21 protein-coding genes and 1 tRNA gene are annotated in these 22,077 nt (G+C 65.0%); 21 read left to right on the top strand and 1 reads right to left on the bottom strand.

Annotation, left to right across the window (positions count from 1 at the left end):
- The first annotated feature begins 495 nt into the window (after positions 1–495).
- From BJ122_RS00005 to BJ122_RS00020, 4 genes are all read left to right on the top strand, one after another.
- Entirely contained in the window at positions 496–1,350 is an 855-nt protein-coding gene (locus tag BJ122_RS00005) for an SDR family oxidoreductase (protein ID WP_110779165.1), read from the top strand.
- A gap of 93 nt (positions 1,351–1,443) precedes the next feature.
- Complete coding sequence (locus BJ122_RS00010; RefSeq protein WP_110779166.1) at positions 1,444–2,259, top strand: hypothetical protein; 816 nt, start codon at positions 1,444–1,446, stop codon at positions 2,257–2,259.
- Positions 2,260–2,378: 119 nt separating this feature from the next.
- On the top strand, positions 2,379–3,134 hold the full coding sequence (locus BJ122_RS00015) for an NUDIX hydrolase (protein WP_245407544.1): 756 nt from the start codon (positions 2,379–2,381) through the stop codon (positions 3,132–3,134).
- Positions 3,135–3,208: 74 nt separating this feature from the next.
- Positions 3,209–4,297 carry a polyphosphate kinase 2 family protein gene (locus tag BJ122_RS00020; protein WP_110779167.1) on the top strand — a complete coding sequence of 363 codons (1,089 nt, stop codon included), beginning with the start codon at positions 3,209–3,211 and terminating at the stop codon, positions 4,295–4,297.
- A gap of 198 nt (positions 4,298–4,495) precedes the next feature.
- Here BJ122_RS00020 and bioB read toward each other — a convergent pair whose 3' ends face one another.
- Positions 4,496–5,512, bottom strand: coding sequence for a biotin synthase BioB (bioB, locus tag BJ122_RS00025; protein WP_110779168.1), 1,017 nt, complete (start codon positions 5,510–5,512; stop codon positions 4,496–4,498).
- A gap of 263 nt (positions 5,513–5,775) precedes the next feature.
- Here bioB and BJ122_RS19740 point away from each other — a divergent pair, with 263 nt between their 5' ends.
- From BJ122_RS19740 to BJ122_RS00105, 17 genes are all read left to right on the top strand, one after another.
- Entirely contained in the window at positions 5,776–5,901 is a 126-nt protein-coding gene (locus tag BJ122_RS19740) for a hypothetical protein (protein ID WP_283808398.1), read from the top strand.
- Between the two features lie 108 nt (positions 5,902–6,009).
- Complete coding sequence (locus tag BJ122_RS00030) at positions 6,010–7,575, top strand: 2-isopropylmalate synthase (RefSeq protein ID WP_110779169.1); 1,566 nt, start codon at positions 6,010–6,012, stop codon at positions 7,573–7,575.
- A 184-nt stretch (positions 7,576–7,759) separates the two neighbouring features.
- A complete protein-coding gene (locus BJ122_RS00035; protein ID WP_110779170.1) occupies positions 7,760–8,764 on the top strand; it encodes a TRAP transporter substrate-binding protein in 1,005 nt (334 codons plus the stop codon).
- Positions 8,765–8,912: 148 nt separating this feature from the next.
- Positions 8,913–9,497: a TRAP transporter small permease gene (locus tag BJ122_RS00040; RefSeq protein WP_110779171.1), complete on the top strand. Its 585-nt coding sequence runs from the start codon at positions 8,913–8,915 to the stop codon at positions 9,495–9,497.
- Entirely contained in the window at positions 9,494–10,819 is a 1,326-nt protein-coding gene (locus BJ122_RS00045; RefSeq protein ID WP_110779172.1) for a TRAP transporter large permease, read from the top strand. Before BJ122_RS00040 ends, BJ122_RS00045 begins: the two co-directional genes overlap by 4 nt.
- Positions 10,820–10,951: 132 nt before the next feature.
- Positions 10,952–11,515 carry a Spy/CpxP family protein refolding chaperone gene (locus BJ122_RS00050; RefSeq protein ID WP_110779173.1) on the top strand — a complete coding sequence of 188 codons (564 nt, stop codon included), beginning with the start codon at positions 10,952–10,954 and terminating at the stop codon, positions 11,513–11,515.
- A gap of 291 nt (positions 11,516–11,806) precedes the next feature.
- A tRNA-Lys gene (locus tag BJ122_RS00055) sits at positions 11,807–11,882 on the top strand.
- 458 nt (positions 11,883–12,340) lie between these two features.
- Positions 12,341–12,811, top strand: coding sequence for a hypothetical protein (locus tag BJ122_RS00060; protein ID WP_146227121.1), 471 nt, complete (start codon positions 12,341–12,343; stop codon positions 12,809–12,811).
- 19 nt (positions 12,812–12,830) lie between these two features.
- The gene (locus tag BJ122_RS00065; RefSeq protein ID WP_110779175.1) at positions 12,831–13,895 is read left to right on the top strand and encodes a DUF389 domain-containing protein; all 1,065 of its coding nucleotides are present in this window, start codon (positions 12,831–12,833) and stop codon (positions 13,893–13,895) included.
- A 284-nt stretch (positions 13,896–14,179) separates the two neighbouring features.
- A complete protein-coding gene (locus BJ122_RS00070; protein WP_110779176.1) occupies positions 14,180–15,577 on the top strand; it encodes a pyridoxal-phosphate dependent enzyme in 1,398 nt (465 codons plus the stop codon).
- A gap of 1 nt (position 15,578) precedes the next feature.
- Positions 15,579–16,751: a trans-sulfuration enzyme family protein gene (locus tag BJ122_RS00075; protein ID WP_110779177.1), complete on the top strand. Its 1,173-nt coding sequence runs from the start codon at positions 15,579–15,581 to the stop codon at positions 16,749–16,751.
- Between the two features lie 134 nt (positions 16,752–16,885).
- A complete protein-coding gene (locus tag BJ122_RS00080; protein WP_110779178.1) occupies positions 16,886–17,929 on the top strand; it encodes a GMP reductase in 1,044 nt (347 codons plus the stop codon).
- A gap of 205 nt (positions 17,930–18,134) precedes the next feature.
- Positions 18,135–19,280, top strand: a complete 1,146-nt coding sequence (locus tag BJ122_RS00085) for an 8-amino-7-oxononanoate synthase (RefSeq protein ID WP_110779179.1) — start codon at positions 18,135–18,137, stop codon at positions 19,278–19,280.
- A complete protein-coding gene (gene bioD / locus BJ122_RS00090) occupies positions 19,277–19,906 on the top strand; it encodes a dethiobiotin synthase (protein ID WP_110779180.1) in 630 nt (209 codons plus the stop codon). Before BJ122_RS00085 ends, bioD begins: the two co-directional genes overlap by 4 nt.
- Positions 19,903–21,177, top strand: a complete 1,275-nt coding sequence (locus BJ122_RS00095) for an adenosylmethionine--8-amino-7-oxononanoate transaminase (protein WP_110779181.1) — start codon at positions 19,903–19,905, stop codon at positions 21,175–21,177. Before bioD ends, BJ122_RS00095 begins: the two co-directional genes overlap by 4 nt.
- 209 nt (positions 21,178–21,386) lie before the next feature.
- Positions 21,387–21,572: a hypothetical protein gene (locus BJ122_RS00100; protein ID WP_110779182.1), complete on the top strand. Its 186-nt coding sequence runs from the start codon at positions 21,387–21,389 to the stop codon at positions 21,570–21,572.
- Complete coding sequence (locus tag BJ122_RS00105) at positions 21,569–21,820, top strand: hypothetical protein (protein WP_146227122.1); 252 nt, start codon at positions 21,569–21,571, stop codon at positions 21,818–21,820. The genes BJ122_RS00100 and BJ122_RS00105 overlap by 4 nt, the downstream gene beginning before the upstream one ends.
- The last annotated feature ends 257 nt before the right edge of the window (positions 21,821–22,077 follow it).

Consider the following 22,077-nt stretch of genomic DNA (forward strand, 5'->3'; position numbering starts at 1 on the left):
ACAACTTCAGACCTCACCAGGCCCTCGGCGGCAAAACCCCCAAGGACTTCGCCACCAACAAAACCATTCGATCAACGAATTAGTGAACTCGCACAATTGCGAGCGTAGCGAAGCAATCCAGGTGCCGGGCACTGGGTTTCTGGATTGCTTCGTCGCTGCGCTCCTCGTAATGACGGGTAGATGTCTGATTTCAGCAATGGATGTCATTTCTTGTTGCAGTGCTCGCCGCGCATTCACCTCTCCCCGCGTGCGGGGAGAGGTCGTCCGGCGAAGCCGGGCGGGTGAGGGGGCGCCTCAGCTCGTCGCAGCGCTGCTGATGTAGCAACGCCCCCTCATCCCGACCTTCTCCCCGCACGCGGGGAGAAGGAGCGCGCCGCCTTTGCGGAGACGCATCGAACTACCCCGATCGTCGCAAAGGGGCACGCGCGACCTTGATTGCACCGTCATGACGACCCCACTTTGTGTTAGCCTTCGGGTAACCGCAGGGAGGTCTGCATGCGATCCGTCGTTGTCACCGGCGCGTCCACCGGGATCGGGCACGCCACCACAAAGCTGCTGCTGCAGCGCGGTTTCCGCGTCTTTGGCAGCGTGCGCAAAGAAGCCGACGCCGAACGGCTGAGCCATGAGTTCGGCGCCGCCTTCACGCCGCTGATCTTTGACGTTACCGACGAAGCGGCGATCAGCGCCGCCGCCGATCAGGTGCGATCGGCGCTCGATGGCGAGCGGCTGGCCGGGCTGGTCAACAATGCCGGCATCGCGGTTGGCGGGCCGGTGCTAGAACTGTCCGCGAGCGAATTCCGCCGCCAGTTCGAGGTCAATGTGATCGGGCCGATCCTCGCCACCCAGGCGTTCGCGCCGCTGCTCGGCAGCGATCCGACGCTCTCCGGCGCCAAGGGCCGGATCGTGATGATGAGTTCGGTCGCCGGCCGGTTCGGCAATCCGCTGATGGCAGCCTATTCCGCCTCAAAGCACGCGCTGGAAGGGCTGTCGGACGGGCTGCGCCGCGAGCTGATGCTGTTTGGCATCGACGTCATCATCCTGGCGCCGGGCGCGGTCAAAACGCCGATCTGGGCCAAGGCCGAGCACGACGATATGGCGCGCTATGCCAACTCACTTTATCGGCCGGCGATGGAGACCATGCGGGCGCTGCTGCCGCAGATGGACGCCAGCGGCCTGCCGCCGGAGACGATCGCTGAGGCGGTGCTTGAGGCGCTGACCGCCGACAAGCCGAAGGTACGGCGCACGCTGACGCCGTCGCCGCTGTACCATCTGGTGATGCGCGTACTGCCGACCCGGCTGATCGACAAGCTGATCGCCAAGCGCATGAAGCTGCAGCCGCCGTCCCCATAGCCTGCGCGGGTGCGGCGCTGCTGCGCCTCGGCCCGCGACCTTGGCGGCACGCCTGGTCGCCGATAGGATCAAGGCGGGACAGGATGGGCTTGGATGGAGCGCCTCACAGCGAGCGAAACGGCAGTGCCCAAACTGCCGATCCGGATAGCGGCGGCGGCTTCGGTCGCCGCGCATCTGGCGTTGCTGGTGCTGGTGGTGTCCGCCGGGGTCTATCCCTATGATCAGGCCGGCTCGCAGGCCATCCTCGCCGAAATCGTGACGCCGGACGCCGCGCCGCCGCCTCAGGTCGCCGCGCAGCAGGACCAGCAGTCGCTGGCGCCGCCCGAGCCACAAGCACCCGCAGAGCCGCCGCCACAACAGCAGCAGGCGGCCGCACCTCCGCCTGAGGCGGCCCGCCAGCAGGCGCCACAGGCCGAGCAGCAGCCACCCAGCCCAGCTCCGGCGGCACCGGCGCAGGCGCCGCCCGAGACGCCGCCCTGGCCGCCGTTGGGCGCGCAGGCACCCGACATCACCGAGCGGTATCAGGTGATGCTCGGGCTGCCGAGCACCGAGCTGCCGCCAGAGCCAGCCGAGACCGGCGGCGGCGAGGCGGCCGAGAGCGCTCAGATCACGCGCAGCGTCGTCGACAAGTTGCGCGCCCATCTGCGGCGCTGCGCGACGCTGCCGGGCGGGGTGGCGCGATCCGACAAGGTGCGGATCGTGATGCGGATTGCGCTGACGCCAGACGGCCGGCTGGCGTCGCCACCCGCGCTGATCGAGGCCTCGGCTTCAACCAAGGGGCCGGCCTTGATGCAGGCTGCCAGCAAGGCGCTGCAGGACTGCCAGCCCTATGCGATGCTGCCGCGTGAAAAAAATCGGGAATGGCGGGTGCTCGATCTCAGCTTCACCCCGGCCGACTTCAATGGCTGAGCGCAGCTGGACAGCGCGCCGCGCCATTGTCGTTGCGAGTGTCGGGGCGTAGTTTCGGCGCTCGCGTCGCCGCGTCATGCACGCGATGCCAAATGTCTCGCCGCAGGAATCTTCCCATCATGCCGCTCGATCGTGGATTGGCTCCCAGCTCCAGCGCGGATCGCCAGGTCGCTGAGGCTGCGCCGCTGGCCATTCACCGCGTCGAGCGCGTCGAACTGCCGTTTCGCGCGTTTACATGGCCGTTTGCCGAGCAGCGCCGCGACGAGATCGCCGCGCATTTTGCCGAGCAGCAGAAGGCCAAGCCCAAAATGTGGAACGGCCGGGTGCTGTTCGGGCGCGACCCGGTGATCGCCGAGGGCTGCTTTCGCGCCGCCTGCTTTGAAACCGGCTTTGCCGATTTCCTGGCCTGGCGCGATTGGGGCTTTCCGGATCTGTCGGTGTTTAACGGCTTTGGCATGGGCGCGCTGCGCAGCCGGGATGGCGCGTTCGTGCTCGGTGAGATGGCGGCGCACACCGCCAATGCCGGACGATTGTATTTTCCGGCCGGCACGCCCGACCTCAATGATCTGCGCGACGGCGCGCTCGATATGGCCGGCAGCATCCGCCGCGAATTGCTGGAGGAGACCGGGTTCGGCGCCGACGACTATCAGGCGGCGCCTGGATTCGACTGCATCCCGGCGGGGCCATTGATCGCCTTCATCCAGCGGTTCGATGTCGATCTGCCGGGGGAGGCGCTGCGCGCCCGCATTCTGGACAATCTCGCTCGGCAGCGGCAGCCGGAGCTGAGCGACATCCGCCTAGTCCGTTCGCCCGCGGACTTCACCGCGGCGATGCCGCCGTTCGTCACCGCCTATCTCGCCGCGCAATTCGCCTGACGCCGCGTTCGGAAACGCTGGCATCGCCGCCGTGTGCCTTGTACCGTCAGGGCAGGAACCGGAGGCGTCCCGTCATGTCGGACACGCGCAAAACGTCGCTCGCGGCCAAGCTCAAACCCTATGTCGCGCCGTTTCGCGTCGATGGCTCGACGCGGTTCCATCTGAAAGCGCACAAGACCAATGAGAAGGGCGGGCTCGACAAGGAGCAAGCCGCGCGGATCATTGAGGCCAACCGCAAGCGGCTCAATGATTTTCAGGAGATGCTGTACGCCCAGGACCGCTGGTCGCTGCTGCTCATCTTTCAGGGCATGGATGCCGCCGGCAAGGACACCGCGATCAAGAGCGTGTTCGAGGGTGTCAATCCGCAGGGCTGCGAGGTTTATTCGTTCAAGACGCCGACCGTGCACGAACTCGACCATGATTTTATGTGGCGCGCGGCGATGAGCCTGCCGCAGCGCGGCCGGATCGGCATCTTCAATCGCTCGTACTACGAGGATGTATTGGTGGTGCGGGTGCATCCCAAAATCCTCGCCGGCCAGCATTTGCCGCCATCGCTGATCACCAAGAAGATCTGGCGCGAGCGCTTTGCCGACATCTCGTCATTTGAGCGCTACCTGACCCGTAACGGCACCGTGGTGCTGAAATTCTTCTTGAACGTGTCCAAGGAGGAGCAGCGCCAGCGCTTCCTCAGCCGGCTGGAAGACCCGGCCAAGAACTGGAAATTCTCGATGGCCGACGTCGAGGAGCGCAAGCTGTGGCACCGCTATCAGGCCGCTTATCAGGATGCGATCGCGCACACCGCGACGCCGGAAGCGCCGTGGTACATCGTGCCCGCCGATCACAAATGGTTTGCGCGGGTGGTGATCGGTTCGGCGATCGTGTCGGCGCTGGAAAAGCTCGATCTGCATTTCCCGAAAACCGATCACGGCGATCTGTTGGAATACCAGAAGGTGCGCGCAGCGCTCGAGCAGGAAGGGCGCAGCGTCAAGCGCAATGATAAGTGCAAAGAGCAGGGCGATAGCAGCCCGCCGCCGCGCAAAGTCGACAGCGCCGCGCCAGCGCAGGCTGCCTCGCGCCAGCGCAGCACTGCCAAAGTGGGGCGGGTGGCCAGCACGAAGGGCGCGGCTGCGGCCAAGCCGCGATCACGCGCGCGCAAAGACTGATACCAACGGAAATTGATACCAACCACTCCGCACGTCATGGCCGAGCGCCGTCCCGGCCATCCACGTCTTTGATCTTGCGGCGCTTTCAAGACGTGGATGTCCGCGACAAGCGCGGGCATGACGAGTCAATGGTAGGAGCCGTTGGTATAACGTCTCAGCACGTCGTGAGCGGCCCGCCGTGGCGGGCCGCAGATCAGGTCAGACGTCGCTGTGGGCGTGCACGCCGAGTTCGCCGCGCGCGGTGATGCCGAGCCGGGCGAACAACTGACGGTCCTTGCTGTCGCCCGGATTGGGCGTGGTCAGCAGCTGCTCGCCGATGAAGATCGAGTTGGCGCCGGCCAGGAAGCACAGCGCCTGCATCTCGTCGCTCATCGCGGTGCGGCCAGCGGCGATACGCACGTCGGACTTCGGCATCATGATGCGCGCCAGCGCGATGGTGCGCACGAATTCGAACGGGTCGATCGGCGTCGCGGTTTCCGCGATCGGCGTGCCTTCGATCGGGATCAGCATGTTGATCGGCACGCTCTCCGGATGCTGCGGCAGGTTGGCGAGGGTGCGCAGCATCTCGACGCGGTCGGTCGGCTTTTCGCCCAGGCCAAGAATGCCGCCGCAACACACTTTGATGCCGGCGTCATGCACCTTGTTTACGGTGTCGATCCGGTCGGCGAAGCTGCGGGTCGAGACCACGTTCGGATAGAATTCTTCCGAGGTGTCGATGTTGTGGTTGTAGTAATCGAGGCCGGCGTCTTTGAGTTGCTTGGCCTGGTCATCGGTGAGCATGCCGAGCGTCACGCAAGCTTCCATGCCGAGCGCCTTCACGCCCTTCACCATCTCGATCACCGGAGCCATGTCGCGCTCCTTGGGCTCGCGCCAGGCCGCGCCCATGCAGTAGCGGGTGGCGCCGGCGTCGCGCGCCGCCTTGGCGCTCTCGATCACCTTCTTCGGGTCCATCAGCTTGGAGGCGGGCAGGGCGGTGTCGTGATGGGCGGACTGGCTGCAATAGCCGCAATCCTCGGCGCAGCCGCCGGTCTTGACGTTGAGCAGCTGATTGCACTGCACTTCGTTCGGATTGAAGCTCTGGCGGTGAATGGTCTGCGCCCGGAACATCAGGTCCGCGAACGGCGCGTGATAGATCGCCGCGGCTTCCTCGCGGGTCCAGTCGTGGCGGATGGTCGGGGTGGCGTCGGCCAAGGCCGGCATGTCGATCGAGTTCAAGCGGGGCTCCCTCGCGGCGATGGTGCGGTTTACCGTCAGCCATAGTGGGTTTCCGGCCTCGGAGAAACCCCAATTCCCAAGGGAAATGGCCGCCCGGCGCATGGTTTAGGTCAGGTGTTCTGACGCTTTACCGCGCGCCAGCCGCCCGTTTTTGCCGTTGCGGATCGCTGCGATTGTCGTTTACAAGAATTGTTGAGGCGCATCGCGTCGGGCAACGAACCGTCAACGGTTCTGTCGGACGATGTGCCGTGAAGGTGTAGGCAATGCTGATTCGCAGCGCACAGACTGAATTCGACGCGGAGACGGTGACCACCGTCGGTTCCGGCGCGATTTCGGCTGCGACCCTGGCCTCCCTGCTGCTTGGCGGGCTGCTTCTTATTCGCCCCTGAGGGCCGTCTGGGCGATCACGCCTGGGCACTCAGGGGATTTGCACCATCCTCCATCCAGCCTGTTTTAGCGCCCGCCACGGTGCGCATCCGATCAAAGGAATTTTGCATATGACCGCCCAGACGACGTCATCGAACGACCGCGTCATCATTTTTGACACCACCTTGCGCGATGGCGAGCAGTGCCCCGGCGCCACCATGACTTTTGAAGAAAAGATGGAGGTCGCCAATTTGCTGGACACCATGGGTGTCGACGTGATCGAGGCCGGCTTCCCGATCGCCTCCGATGGCGACTTCGAGGCGGTTTATGAAATCGCCAAACGCACGAAGAATGCCGTGGTGTGCGGCTTGTCGCGCGCCGGCGCCAAGGACATCGACCGCTGCGCCGAGGCGATCAAGCCGGCCAAGCAAGGCCGCATCCATACCTTCCTGTCCACCTCGCCGTTGCACATGAAGTACAAGCTGCAGATGGAAGCAGCGCAGGTCTATGAATTGGTGATCTCCTCGGTGACCCGCGCCCGCAACCACACCGACAATGTCGAGTGGTCGAGCGAGGACGGCACCCGCACCGAATTCGACTTCCTGTGCAAGTGCGTCGAGGCCGCCATCAAGGCCGGCGCCACCACCATCAACATCCCCGACACCGTCGGCTACGCGGTGCCGGAGGAGTATTACAACCTGATCAAGAGCGTGCGTGAGCGGGTGCCGAACTCCGACAAGGCGGTGTTCTCGGTGCACTGCCACAACGATCTGGGCTTGGCGGTTGCCAACTCGCTGGCCGGCATCAACGCCGGTGCCCGGCAGATCGAATGCACCATCAACGGCATCGGCGAGCGCGCCGGCAACGCCGCGCTGGAAGAAGTGGTGATGGCGATCAACGTGCGCAACGACAAGTTGAAGTACTTCACCCAGATCGACACCACCATGCTGACCCGCGCCTCCAAGGTGATATCGGCGGCGACCTCGTTCCCGGTGCAGTACAACAAGGCGATCGTCGGCCGGAACGCGTTCGCGCATGAGAGCGGCATCCATCAGGACGGCATGCTGAAGAATGCGCAGACCTACGAGATCATGCGGCCGGAAACGGTCGGCGTGAAACAGACCTCGTTGGTGATGGGTAAGCACTCCGGCCGCCACGCCTTCATCCATAAGCTGGAGGAGCTGGGCTACAAATTGGCGCAGAACCAGTTGGAAGATGCCTTCGTGCGTTTCAAGGCTTTGGCCGACCGCAAGAAGGACATCTATGATGAGGACATCGAGGCGTTGGTCGATCAGGAGATCGCGCAGTCGCACGATCGCATCCGCTTGCAGTCGCTGACCGTGATCGCCGGCACCCATGGCCCGCAGCGCGCCACCATGAAGCTGAATGTCGAAGGTCAGGTGAAGATCGAAGAGGCCGAGGGCAATGGCCCGGTCGACGCGGTGTTCAACTGCATCAAGGCGCTGGTGCCGCATCAGGCCAAGCTGGAGTTGTACCAGGTGCACGCCGTAACCCAAGGTACAGATGCCCAGGCCGAGGTGTCGGTTCGGTTGTCTGATGACGGTCGTTCAGTTACCGCGCGTGGGTCCGATCCTGATACGCTGGTCGCCTCGGCGAAAGCCTATTTGGGCGCGCTGAACAAGATCGTCAGGAAGCGCCAGCGCGACCTGGCGGCGCCTGCGGCCGCGGCGAGCTGACAGTGTCGAATGGTCGCAGCAATAACTAGCGAGACGCAGCGCTTCGGCGCTGCGTTTTTTTTCTGCACTGCAGTAGGAACGAAAAGCCCCTGCTAACGGGCAATGGTATTTGCAAGCGAGTGTCTGTAAGAGTGCGAACGAGTTGGAGCGGGTAGGGCCGCTCCAAAGCTGACTGGGAGGTCAAATGCGCAAGTTGATTTTGGCCGCGGCGTCGGTCGCGGTTCTGGCCATGGTGGCGCCGGCGGCGGCGCAGCAGCCGATCGTAATTAAATTCAGCCACGTGACGGCACCGAACACCCCGAAGGGGCTGGCTGCCGACAAGTTCAAGGAACTGGCGGAGAAGTACACCGAGGGCAAGGTCAAGGTCGAAGTCTATCCGAACTCCCAGCTCTATAAGGACAAGGAAGAACTCGACGCGCTGCAGCTCGGTGCGGTGCAGATGCTGGCGCCGTCGATCTCGAAGTTCGGCCCCGCGGGCGTCAAGGAATTCGAGGTGTTCGATCTGCCCTATATCCTGCCGGACATTGCGGCGCTGCGTAAGGTCACCAACGGCCCGGTCGGCGCCAAGCTGTTCAAGCTGCTGGACGCCAAGGGCATGACCGGTCTCGCTTATTGGGACAACGGCTTCAAGATCATGAGCGCCAACAAGAAGCTGATCGCGCCGGACGACTACAAGGGTCTGAAGTTCCGCATCCAGTCGTCGAAGGTGCTGGACGCCCAGTTCCGCTCGCTCGGCGCGATCCCACAGGTGATGGCGTTCTCGGAAGTGTACCAGGCGTTGCAGACCGGCGTGGTCGACGGCCAGGAGAACACCCCGTCGAACATGTACACCCAGAAGATGCACGAGGTGCAGAAGTACACCACCGTGACCAACCACGGCTACATTGGCTACGCGGTGATCGTGAACAAGAAGTTCTGGGACGGCGTGCCGGCTGAGCTTCGCACCCAGCTCGACAAGGCGATGGCCGAAGCCACCGAATACGGCAACAGCCAGTCGCAGAAGGAAAACGACGAAGCGCTTGAGGAGATGAAGAAGTCCGGCAAGACCGAGATCATCACCCTGACCGCCGAGCAGAACGCCGCGATGCGCAAGGCGATGGCGCCGGTCTATGACGAAGTCGGCAATCGCGTCGGCAAGGCGCTGATCGAGGAATTCCTCAAGGAAAGCGGCGGCGGCCCGGCCAAGTAAGTCATCAACGACGGAACGCCCGCGGCTAACAGCGGGCGTTCCGGTCCTGGCACCGATCACTGCCTGATGGCTTTGCCATCCCGGCGTCCACGACCGTCATAATAAGCCGCTTCGCCTGCCGACCGGCCGATCCACACGGGGGGAATAAATGTTGATGCGCATCCTCGACCGGCTTGAGGAAATATTGATCGCCACCATGATCGGCGGCGCCACGCTGCTGATCTTCATCGCGGTGATGCACCGCTATCTGGTCGGTGTGCCGTTCCTCTATCCGATCCTGTTCCCGATCGACCTGTCCTGGGCGCAGGAACTGTGCATCTATATGTTCGTGTGGATGGCGAAATTCGGTGCCGCCTATGGCGTGCGCACCGGCATCCATGTCGGCGTCGACGTGCTGGTCAACATCATTCAGCCGCGCATCCGCAAAATGGTGATCCTGTTCGGATTGTTCTGCGGCGCGCTGTTTACTTCGATCATCGGTACTATGGGCGCCAAGTTCGTCTATGGCCTGATGGGCACCAACCAGACCTCGCCGGATCTCGAGGTGCCGAGCTGGATCGTCTATCTGTGCATTCCGCTCGGGTCCTATCTGATGTGCTTCCGCTTCCTGCAGGTCGCCTACCACTTCTGGCGCCACGACCATCTGCCGCATCATGATCACAGCCATGTCGAGGGGGTCGACGACCCGCATATGCCCGGTTCGGCAGCGGCGGCGGCGGAGGCGGTGCGATGAACACCGCAATCATTTTCGGGCTGCTGATTGCCCTGATGCTGACCGGGATGCCGATCTCGATCGCGCTCGGTCTCACGGTGCTGTCGTTCGTGTTCCTGTTGACCAATGTGCCGATCGAGGCGGTGTCGCTAAAATTGTTCACCGGCATCGAGAATTTCGAGATCATGGCGATCCCGTTTTTCATCCTGGCCGGCAGTTTCCTCACCCATGGCGGCGTCGCGCGCCGCATGATCAATTTCGCGACCTCGATGGTCGGCCATTGGCATGGCGGCCTCGGGCTTGCCGGCGTGATGGCCTGCGCGCTGTTCGCGGCGGTGTCGGGCTCATCGCCGGCCACCGTGATCGCGATCGGCTCGATCATGCTGCCGGCGATGGTGAAGCAGGGCTTTCCCAAGCGCTTTGGCGCCGGCGTCATCACCACCTCGGGCGCGCTCGGCATTCTGATTCCGCCCTCCATCGTGATGGTGGTCTATGCGGTCGCCACCGGCGGCTCGATCGCGCTCGATCCGGCCGGCAACCGCGTGTCGTCGGCCTCGGTCGGCCAGCTGTTCATGGCTGGCGTTATTCCCGGGCTGATGCTGGCTTCGCTGCTCGGCCTCACCACTTTCTACCGCGCCTGGAAGCATAATTATCCGCGGCTGCCGAAGGCGAGCTGGGCGGAGCGGTTCGATGCGTTCCGCAAGTGCATCTGGGGGCTGCTGCTGATCGTGATCGTGCTCGGCGGCATTTACGCGGGCCTGTTCACGCCGACCGAAGCGGCGGCGATCAGCGCGGTCTATGCGTTTGTGATCGCGGTGTTCGTCTATCGCGACATGGGCTTGCGCGACGTGCCGCGGGTGCTGCTCGGCTCCGCCAATATGAGCGCGATGATCCTGTACATCATCACCAACGCGGTCTTGTTCTCGTTCCTGATGGCCAACGAAAACATCCCGCAGCAGATCGCCAATTGGATGTCGTCCGCTGGCGTCAACTGGGTGGTGTTCCTGCTGGTGGTCAACGTCTTGCTGCTGCTCGCCGGCAACGTGATGGAAGCGACCTCGATCGTGCTGATCATGGCGCCGATCCTGTTCCCGGTGGCGGTGCAGCTTGGCATCCATCCGGTGCATCTCGGCATCCTGATGGTGGTGAACATGGAGGTCGGCATGTGCCACCCGCCGGTGGGGCTCAATCTCTATGTCGCCTCAGGCATCGCCAAGATGGGCATCACCGAGCTCACCGTCGCGGTGATGCCGTGGCTGTTGACCATGATCGCGTTCCTCGGCCTGGTCACCTATGTGCCAGAACTGTCGCTGTGGCTGCCGCGAACGCTGGGGCTACTCTAGCCCGTGGCACAACCTTACGAGGGACTGAACGGCGCATTACATCTTGGTAACAGTGCGCCGTCTGTCCAATCGTTAAGTTGAACGGCCCGGGCAGGGCGACCATCTTCGAAGCACCTTCAAAGGAGGTTTGCTATGAAGAAAGCTCTGCTCGCCGGTGTCGCCGCTGTGATGCTCGCCGGCTCCACCGCGGCGGTCTACGCTGAGCCGTGGTCTCACCGTCACCATTCCCGCATGTCCGTGGAAGATCGCGCGGCCTATGCCGATGCCCGCATTGCCGCGGTCAAGGCCGGGCTCAAGCTGACGCCGGATCAGGAAAAGCTGTGGCCGCCGGTTGAACAGGCTGTGCGTGATCTGATGAAGCAGCGCATCGAGCGCAGCAATGCCCGCATGCAAGCCCGCAGCGACGCCGAGCGCGACGGCAAGACCGTCGATCCGGTGGCGCGGCTGCGCGACCGCGCCGACGCCATGGCGGCCTCCGCCAGCGCGATGAAGCGCGTCGCCGATGCCGCCGAGCCGCTCTACAAAACCCTCGACGATGGCCAGAAGCGCCGTTTGGCGACGCTGACCCGCAAGGAGGGGCGGCAGATGTTCCGTGACCACTGGCATCACGGCGGCTGGTTTGATCGCGACAAGGACCGCGACAACGACCGTCGTCCGGGTCGCGACGAACAACGCGACGGCTCCGGCCGGCTGTAACGGCCGCGGATGCGTGGCGCTGGCGGCGCCGCGATTGTGATCGCAGCCGCGTCGCAATCGCCGCCGCCCGTGCCGATCGGCCATGACTGGCGCCGAACGTCTGGTTTTGCAGCGTTTTTCGCTGCTGCCTCCGCACCCGGCGCCGCTCGCCAAGCGGGCCGTCCACAGCACCGGACGGCTCCGCAATTTTTCTTCCGATTTTTGTCAGAAAAAGCGTTCGGCTTGCTGGACATCGGGGGGCACCTTTGTTACACGAACGCCGTCCCCGAACGGACTTCCGGACGTGGCTCCGGGCGCATAGCTCAGTTGGTAGAGCAGCTGACTCTTAATCAGCGGGTCCTAGGTTCGAGCCCTAGTGCGCCCACCAAATATCCCGCAAATCGACAATCCGATGAAAGTTAGTCCCCTCCAGGGGACGCTTGTCGTTTGTGCCATTGCGTGCCGCCTGGATCAGGCGGTGCGTGGCATTGTTGTTGGGCGATCGCTGCGACGGCGCTGATGTGAGGCATGCCGATCGTCATGCCGTGTTTGATGGCGGCTCGCGTTGACGAGGCGAGGGCGGGCAATGTCGCCCGTCATCCATCGCCTGAGCTTTAGTCATCAGCACCACCTCGCCACCTAAGCCGCGCTGCTAACAGCCCCGCACGCGCCGTCGGCGGCCATTGGCGGTCGGCACGGGTGTCCGCCGCGGCAACCGCGCGCGGCTATAGATTGCCTGATCTGCCGAGCCGCTGCCCGCTGCGCGCCGCTGTTCGGCCCGGGAACCCTCTTGTTCCGGTGCGGGTGGTCCGTCACAATGCCTCGTCTTCATGTGACGAGCGCCTCATGCCGACGCTTCGAGCTCTGTCGATCGCCCTGGTGCTGGCCTTAGGCGTGGCCGGGGCCGCGCGTGCCGGCGAGCGTCAGGTGTCGTTTGCCAAGGGCGCCACCACGGCGCTGGTGTCCGGCAAGATCGTCGGCCGCGATGACGCCAGCTATCGGATCAACGCCGGCACCGACCAGACGCTGCGCGTGCAATTGAAGGCGTCGAACCGGTCCTGCTACTTCAATCTGTTCGCTCCGGGCGCCGCGGAGGCCGCCCATATCGGCTCGACAGCCGGCGACCAATTCAGCGTCGATCGCACCAGGCCCGGCGCCTACCGCGCGCAGGTCTATCTGATGCGCAATGCCGCGCGCCGCCAGCAGAGCTGCAGCTTTCGGCTGACGATTGAGCTGACGCCCGCGATGTCACCAGGCGGGACCGGCAGCGATCATCGCAATTGCGGGCAGAGGCCGGCGACGCCGACCTGTCTCTGACCCCGACGGTGCAGCGCCGATGGTGATGGAAACCCCAAAACCCGGATCGCCCACCGTGCAAGGCGTGGCCGCGCTGTTTCAGATCGAGGGCGAGAGCTATCTCGACCGCGCGCAGACGCGGCAGGCGGTCGCGGCCGGCGCAAGGCTGTCGGTCAGCTATTTTTTGATGAACGCGGCGGCGACGCTGATCGCCGGCTATGGGCTGCTGGCCAATTCCGAAGCGGTGGTGATCGGCGCGATGCTGATCGCGATGCTGTATGGCCCGATCCTCGGCATCGGCCTCGCGCTCGCCGAACTCGATGTCCGGCTGCTGGTCGGCGCGCTGTTGACCGAAGTGCTCGGCGTGGTGTGGGTGGTCGCGATCGGCATCGGGGTCGGCTGGCTGCATAACAACGTGCCGATCAGCGAGCAATTATTGGCGCGCACCACGCCCAATCTGCTCGATATGATGATCGCGTTGGTTGGCGGCGCGGCCGGCGCTTACGCGACTGTGGCTAAGCGCATCAGCGGCGCGGTGGTCGGCGTCGCGATCGCGACCGCGCTGTGCCCGCCCTTGACCGCGTGCGGCATCCTGATCGCGCATGGCTATCTCAATCTCGCGGGCGGCGCGTTCCTGCTGTTCCTGACCAATCTCACCGCGATCGCCGCCGCGGCGATGGCGGTGTTCCTGATCCGCGGCCATCGTGCGCGGCCGAGCGGGGCGTCATTCGGCGCCACCTGGTCGGCGCGGTTGGTGCCGCTGGTGGTGCTGCTGATCCTCAGCGTCTATCTGGTCGATGCGCTGCGCAAGAACATTGATGACAGCTCGCTGCGCAGCAGCGTGCAGCGCGTGCTGGAAGAGGGCCTGCGCGCTCAGCCCGGCGCGCGCGTGATCGAAGTGCGGCTGACCACCGAATCCGGCAGGCGCAATGCGTTCGCGGTGGTGCGCTCGCCCGAAGCCCTGACGGCCGACATGGTGGCGCATCTCAACGACAAGCTCGACAGCATGACCGGGCGCCAGATCCTGCTGCATGTCCGCACCGTGCCGGTGCAGGAGATCACCCGCGACGGGCCGGTGTTCGTGCGCTCGCCGTCGATCAGATAGCGCGTGGCGCTCAGCGCCGCGCACGTTCAATGATGAATCGGGAACGCTGGCGGCGCGAGAGGCGCGAGAACAGAGCCGCAGTTCCGGTCCGGCGGCGCTGCGATGACAAAAATTGTTGTGCTGCCGGCCGCGCGGCCGCGAAAGAAATCTGCTGCCGCTTAAGCGCCATGGCAAACGGCTTTCCAAACTTCTCCCCCTGTATTGACGCTTGAGATCGCGCCCGCTCTGTTGCGCTGGAGCAGGCCGATTTCGCCTGCCGATGACAGAGAAGAGTGAGAGAGATTGTGAGCGTTGCGGAACTAATCGACTTTGACGAACGGCCGGCAACGGGCGTGATCGACTTGATCGGCAATACCCCGCTGATCGAGTTGACGCGGTTCGATACTGGCTGCTGCCGGCTGTTTGCCAAGCTTGAGGGCCAAAATCCCGGCGGCTCGATCAAGGATCGCGCGGCGCTTGCGATGATCAGCGCGTTTGAGCGTGACGGCCGGCTGCGGCCGGGCGGCACGCTGGTCGAAGCGACCGCGGGCAACACCGGGCTCGGGCTTGCGCTGGTCGCGGCGCTCAAGGGCTATCGCCTGATCCTGGTGATCCCCGACAAGATGAGCCGCGAGAAAGTGCTGCATCTGAAGGCGATGGGCGCCGAAGTGGTGATGACCCGCTCCGATGTCGGCAAGGGCCATCCGGCCTATTATCAGGATCTCGCCGCGCGTATCACCGCGGAGACCCCTGGCGCGGTTTATGTCAATCAGTTCGAGAATCCCGCCAATCCGCTGGCGCATGAGAGCGGCACCGCGCCGGAAATCTGGCGGCAGATGAACCAGCGCGTCGATGCCGTGGTGTGCGGCATCGGTTCCGGCGGCACCATGACCGGCATCGGCCGGTTCTTCGCGCGCGTGTCGCCGACCACCGAGATGGTGCTGGCCGATCCACGCGGCTCGGTGCTGGTCGATGTGGTCGAAGGCCGCGCGCCGGGTCCGGTCGGCAGCTGGCTGGTGGAAGGCATCGGCGAGGATTTTGTGCCGGACAACGCCGATCTTGAGTTGGTGTCGCGCGCTTATGCGATCTCGGACGCGGAGTCGTTTCATGCCGCGCGCGAATTGCTGCGGCGTGAGGGCGTGCTGGCCGGCTCGTCGTCCGGCACCATGCTGGCGGCGGCGCTGCGTTATTGCCGCGAGCAGAAGACGCCCAAGCGCGTGGTGACGTTGATGCCGGATGGCGGCAACAAGTACTTGTCGAAGATGTTCAACGACACCTGGATGTCGGATCAAGGATTTGTCGAGCGGCGCCAGCTAGGCGATCTGCGCGATCTGATCGTGCGCCGCCATGATGAAGGCGCGTCGATCACGGTCGGGCCGGACGACACGCTCAACCACGCTTATTCGCGCATGAAGCTCTATGAGGTGTCGCAGCTGCCGGTGCTGGCAGGCGATCAGGTGGTCGGCATCATCGACGAATCCGATCTGTTGCTTGCCACCATCGCCGATCCGGCGAAGTTTGCGGCGCCGGTGCATAGCGCGATGAGCGCACGGGTTGAGACCGTGCAGGCCTCCGAATCGTTCGAGAGCCTGATGCCGGTGTTCAACCGCGGCCATGTCGTGGTGGTGGTCGATGGCTCGCGCTTCCTCGGTCTGATCACCCGGATCGACCTGATCAATCATTTGCGGAACAAGGTTTCTTGAGATGGATAAGGCAATTCACATTCGGCCGCGTGGCATCAACACCAGGGCGGTGCATGGCGGTCAGCAACGCGACCCTTCGACCGGCGCGGTCACCACGCCGATCTATGCGACGTCGACCTTTGCGCAATCGGCGCCGGGCGTGCATCAGGGCTATGAATATGCTCGCTCGCAGAACCCGACCCGCGCGGCGTTCGAGGCGGCGATCGCCGACGCTGAGCACGGCCATGCTGGTTTTGCGTTTGCGTCCGGGCTCGCGGCGGAAGCGGCGCTGTTGGAACTGGCCGGGCAGGGCAGCCATATCGTTGCGTCCGAAGACGTCTATGGCGGCAGCTGGCGGCTGTTCCATCGGGTGCGCAGCCATTCGGCGGGGCTGAGCGTCAGCCATGTCGATCCGGCTGATCTCGATGCGCTGCGCGCGGCATTGCAGCCCAACACGGCGTTCATCTGGATCGAGACGCCGAGCAACCCGACGCTGCGGCTCGCGGATCTGGAAGCGATCGCCGCGATCGGCCGTGAGCGCGGCGTGCTCACCGTGGTCGACAACACCTTTGCCTCGCCCGCGGTGCAGCGGCCGCTCGATCACGGCATCGATATCGTGGTGCATTCGGTCACCAAATATGTCGGCGGTCACTCCGACATCGTCGGCGGCGCGATCGTGGTGCGCGATCCGGAATTGGCGCAGCGGCTGAAATTTTTGCAAAACGCCACCGGCGGCATTCTCGATCCGTTTTCCAGCTTCCTGGCGCTGCGCGGCATCAAGACGCTGCCGCTGCGGCTCGAGCGGCACAGCGCCAATGCGCTGGCGCTGGCGCGCTGGCTGGAGGCCCATCCCAAGATCGACCGGGTGGTCTATCCCGGGCTCGCCAGCCATCCCCAGCACGCGCTGGCGCGGCGGCAGATGCAGGGCGGCGGCGGCATGGTCGCGGCCTATCTCAAAGCCGATGATCAGCAGACCGCGGCGGTGCTGAGCCGGTTCCGGCTGTTCACGCTGGCGGAAAGCTTAGGCGCAGTCGAAAGCTTGGTTGGGCAGCCCTGGACCATGAGCCACGGCTCGCTGCCGGAGCAGGACCGGCGGCAGCGCGGCATTTTGCCCAATCTGATCCGGCTGTCGGTCGGCATCGAAGATGTCGAAGACCTGACCGACGATCTCGAACAGGCGCTATCGATCCTGTAATCGCGCTGTTCGCAGCGGCCGCGCGCTGATGCGCAGCCGCTGCGTTGTGCGGTCCGTCATGCGCTGCCGCAAATGATTGCGGCGGCGGTTGCCGTATAAGCTCGCAGGTCACAGACCTTGCTGAGGACCGCATTGTGCATATCGATCTCAACCCAAAACTGGATTTCCGCGACGTTCTGATCCGCCCGAAGCGGTCGGTGCTGTCGTCCCGGTTCGAGGCCAATATCACCCGCAGCTTTCGCTTCCGCTATGCCAGCTGCGGCTGGACCGGCTTTCCGCTGATCGCCTCCAATATGGATACCATCGGCACGCTGCAGATGGCCAAGGCGTTCCAGCCGTTCAATGCGCTGGTGGCGCTGCATAAGTTCTATCAGCCCGAGGCGCTGATCGCGGCGCTGCGCGAAACGCCTGAGCCGAATTTCTTCATCACGGTGGGTACCGCCCCCGGCGATTGGGAGCGGCTGGCGGCGGTGAAGAAAGAGATTGCGGTGCCGATGCTGAACATCGACGTCGCCAATGGCTACACCGAGAATTTCGTGAAATCGGTATCAAGGCTGCGCGACGACAATCCCGATGCCATCATCATGGCCGGCACGGTGGTCACCGCCGAGATGGCCGAGGCGCTGATCCTCGCCGGCGCGGATATCGTCCGGGTCGGCATCGGCTCGGGCTCGGTGTGCACCACGCGCGATCTGACCGGGGTCGGCTATCCGCAATTATCGGCGGTGATCGAATGCGCCGATGCCGCGCACGGGCTGAAGGGCCATGTCTGTTCCGATGGCGGCTGCACGGTGCCGGGCGATCTTGCCAAGGCGTTCGGCGGCGGTGCGGATTTCGTGATGCTGGGCGGCATGCTGGCCGGCCATGCCGAATGCGGCGGCGAAATCCAATATCAGCAGCAGGGCGGCGAGCGCGTCGCCAAGACCATGCTGTTCTATGGCATGTCCTCGGAAACCGCGATGAACAAATATCACGGCGGTGTCGCCGATTATCGCGCGGCCGAGGGCAAGACCGTCGAAGTGCCGTATCGCGGCGAGGTCAAGCGCACGCTCGACACCATCGCCGGCGGGCTGCGCTCGGCGATGACCTATATCGGCGCCGAAAACCTCAAAGAAGTGCCCAAGCGCACCACCTTTATTCTGGTCAATGCGCAGCGCAACACGGTGTTCGACCGCTAGCGCCGCGGGCGCCGACTCTCGGCTATGCGTCTGTAAATCAACAGGAAACGACCCGCGATTAGCCGCTTTCGCGCGGGCGGCGCATCGCCGGAGCCGGCCGGCTCTGCCGTGCAGGCCGTGCAGGGCGGCTGCGGCACCGAAGTCCTTGTTCTCGCCGCCGCCGCGTGGTTTGGGATGTGCAATCCCTTCACACGAGTTCATACCCATGCACACGCAAAAGCTCGGCACCTATGTGGCCGCGCTCCAGGATTTGGATAAGCAGGACCGGCTGCGGCGGCTGTCACCGCGCGCCGGGCTCGATTTTGGATCGAACGATTATCTGGCGCTGGCCAGCGCGCCGCGCATGCGCCAGGCGCTGCAAAGGGCGCTGGAGGCCGGCACGCCGGTCGGCGCCGGCGGCTCGCGGCTGCTCGGCGGCAATTGCCCGGAGCATGAGAGCCTGGAGGCCGCGGCGGCAAAATTCTTCGGCGCCGACACCGCGCTGTATTTCGGTGGCGGCTATGTCGCCAATTTCGCGGTGCTGACCACGCTGCCGCAGCGCGGCGACCTGCTGCTGATGGACGATCTGGTCCATGCCAGCATGCATGAAGGCGCGCGCGCCGGCCGTGCCGAGGTGCGGATGAGCCGGCACAATGATCCGGCCGCCGCCGAGGACAATATCCGCGACTGGCGCGCCAAGGGCGGCGTCGGCCGGGTCTGGATCGCGATCGAGAGCGTGTACAGCATGGACGGCGATCTCGCGCCGCTCGCCGACTATATCGAGCTGGCCGATCGTCACGATGCCTTTCTGATGGTCGATGAGGCGCACGCCACCGGCGTGTTCGGCGAGCAGGGCCGGGGCCTGACCGCCGGCTATGAGGGCCGCGAAAACCTGGTTGTGCTGCACACCTGCGGCAAGGCGCTCGGCGCCTCCGGCGCGCTGGTCACCGCCAACGGCGTGCTGCGCGACTTTTTGGTCAATCGCTGCCGGCCGTTCATCTTCGCCACCGCGCCGTCGCCGTTGATGGCGGTCGCGGTCGAGGAGGCGCTGGCGATCCTGCGCGAGGAGCCGGAGCGGCAGCAGCAGCTCGCGGCGCTGGTCGACTACACCCACCGCGAGTTCTTGAGCCGCTTTGGGCAACTGCCGTCGCAGTCGCAGATCGTGCCCTATATCGTCGGCGACAATGCGCTGGCGATGTCGCTGGCCGCGGCGTTGCAGCAGCGCGGCTTTGACGTGCGCGGCGTGCGGCCGCCGACCGTGCCACCCGGCACCGCGCGGCTGCGGCTGTCGCTGACGCTGAACGTCACCCAGCAGGATGTCGGCGCGTTGCTGGATGCGCTCGCCGAGGAAACCCGCGGGGCAGCGCAATGACCAAGCTCGTGGTCACCGGCACCGACACCGGCATCGGCAAGACCGTGTTCAGCGCCGGGCTGACGGCGCTGCTCGGCGCCGATTACTGGAAGCCGGTGCAATCCGGGCTCGATGAGGAAACCGACTCTGAGCTGGTGGCGCGGCTCGCCGCGCTCGCGCCCGGCCGCGTGTTGCCGGAGCGCTACCGGCTGCGCACCCCGGCTTCGCCGCATCAATCCGCGGCGATCGACGGCGTGCGCATCGATGTCGAAGCGCTGACGCCGCCGCTAGGCGGCGAGCGGCCGCTGGTGATCGAAGGCGCGGGCGGGCTGATGGTGCCGCTCACTGACCGCGATCTGTTCATTGATGTGTTTGCGCGCTGGCGCCTGCCGGTGGTGCTGTGCGCGCGCACCGCGCTCGGCACCATCAATCACACGCTGCTGTCGATCGAAGCGCTGCGCGCCCGCCAGCTTGAGCCGATCGGCGTCGCCTTCATCGGCGACAGCCATCCGGAAACCGAGCAGGCGATCTGCGATCTCGGCCAGGTGCGGCGGCTCGGGCGGCTGCCATGGCTGTCGCCGCTCGATCCGAGCACGCTGCGCACCGCCTTTGCCGCCGCCTTCAACAAGGATGATTTCGTCTCATGAGTGCCACCCGCTCGCCGATCTGGCACCCCTTCACCCAGCACGCGCTGCACGGCGCGATGACCAAGATCGTGCGCGGCGAGGGCGCCTATCTTTTCACCGAGGACGGCCGCCGCATCATCGACGCGATCTCGTCCTGGTGGGTGGTGACGCACGGCCATTGCCATCCAGCGATCGTCGCGGCGATCCAGCAGCAGGCGCCGCTACTCAACCAGATCATCTTTGCTGGCTATACCCACGAGCCGGCCGAGCAGGTGGCAAAACTGCTCCTGAAGCTGACGCCGCCCGGCCTCGACCACGTGTTCTTTTCCGACAGCGGCTCGACCAGCGTCGAAGTGGCGCTGAAAATGGCGCTCGGCTACTGGCACAATATCGGCAAGCCGCGCTCGCGCGTGGTGGTGATGCAGCATTCCTATCATGGCGACACCATCGGCACGATGTCGGTCGGCGAGCGCGGCGTGTTCAACGCGCCCTATGGACCGCTGCTGTTCGACGTCACCGCGATTCCGTTCCCGGAGGAGGGCTGCGAGCAGCAGACCTTGGCGGCGCTGCAACAGGCCTGCGAGCAGCACCAGCCGGCGGCGTTCATCGTCGAGCCGCTGATCCTCGGCGCGGGCGGGATGCAGATGTATTCGCCGCCGCTGCTGCGCGAGATGAAGCGGATCTGCGAGGCTGCCGATGTGCTGTTCATCGCCGATGAGGTGATGACCGGCTGGGGCCGCACCGGCGCGCTGTTCGCCTGCGAACAGGCCGAGGTGGTGCCCGATATCGTGTGCTACTCCAAGGGGCTGACCGGCGGTGCGGTGCCGCTCGCGGTCACGCTGTGCCGCAGCGCGATCTATGACGCGCATTATTCGACCGACCGCTCGCGCACCTTCTACCATTCCAGCTCCTACACCGCCAATCCGGTGGCCTGCGCCGCGGCGCGCGCCAATCTGGAGCTGTGGCAGGACCCGCAGCTCCGCCAGCGGCCGCAACAGGTCGCTGCCATGCAGGAGCAGCGCATCGCCGCGTTCCGCGACGATCCGCGCTTTGCCAATGTGCGCCGCACCGGCACGATCACCGCGCTCGATCTGAAAGTGCCGGATGGCGGCTATCTCGCCGGCGTCGGGCCGACGCTGCTGGCGTTCTTCCAGAGCCGGAACCTGCTGCTGCGCCCGCTCGGCAACACCATCTATGTGATGCCGCCTTATTGCGTCACCGAGGGCGATCTCGACGAGATCTACGACGCGATCAGCGCCGCGGCCGATCACGTGCGCGCGAAAACCGGCTAGCCGGAACCCATGACGCGGTGAGATGGCCGCGGTGACATCGCCGCGTCACGCTCCTGCGTTATCGGGGCGGCTGATGGCGCAGGCCCGCTGCGCTGCAATGTCAGAGCCTGTTGGCCAGAGAGTTGCATCGCATCCGGCGGGTGGGTGGGCCTTAGCAACTTAACGCCGTTGTCGGCGTTGAATGGCCTCACCGATGGGGAGTAGCCTGCATGACAAGAGTGCTGAGCCTGCGTGATCAGGAGGCGGTTTGCCGCGAGCGTGCGCAGCGTGATGGCGAGCGGCGGGCGTTCTGGTCCGCCGAGGCTGAAGCTTGGCAGCGCGTGGTGCGCGACGAGATCGCTGCGGCGTTTCGCGGCGGGCTGCGCCGCGGCCCGGAACTGGAGAGGATGGCGTGAGCACTGGCCGGATCGCAATGGCCGCCGCCGTGGTGGCGCTCGGGCTGCTGACCTCGCCCGCGATCGTGCGGGCGGCGCCGCCGACCGTGGTGCCGTCGCCGGGCTATGATCTGCGGCTGCAAGAATCGCGGCGGGCGCGCGCCGCCGAGCATTATGCACCGTCTTATTACGGCGCGCCGGTGCAGGTGGCGCCGCGCGCGACCCGGCCGCCGGATCGCTGGAAAAGCCGGCCGCGCCGGCTCTATTGAGAGATTTGCGGTAAGTTGGTAGGTTTGGGCGCCGCGTAGCGCCTGGCGTTGGCCGTCTTCGGCGCGCGATCGATGGCGTGCGCGCCACCGCCGCTCAATCTCCGAGACATCCCCGATTCCTGTCCTCGATTTCAGCCAGTAGCCGACGCCGTCGTGGCGATGCGGCTGGTACGCGCCTTGGCGGAGCGGCCTTGCGCCTATCGACCGCGGGAAACCAAGCGCTAATCACGATTGCGCGTAGCAGGGCGGGGATTTGC

Source organism: Rhodopseudomonas faecalis, assembly GCF_003217325.1.
Lineage (GTDB): Bacteria > Pseudomonadota > Alphaproteobacteria > Rhizobiales > Xanthobacteraceae > Rhodopseudomonas > Rhodopseudomonas faecalis.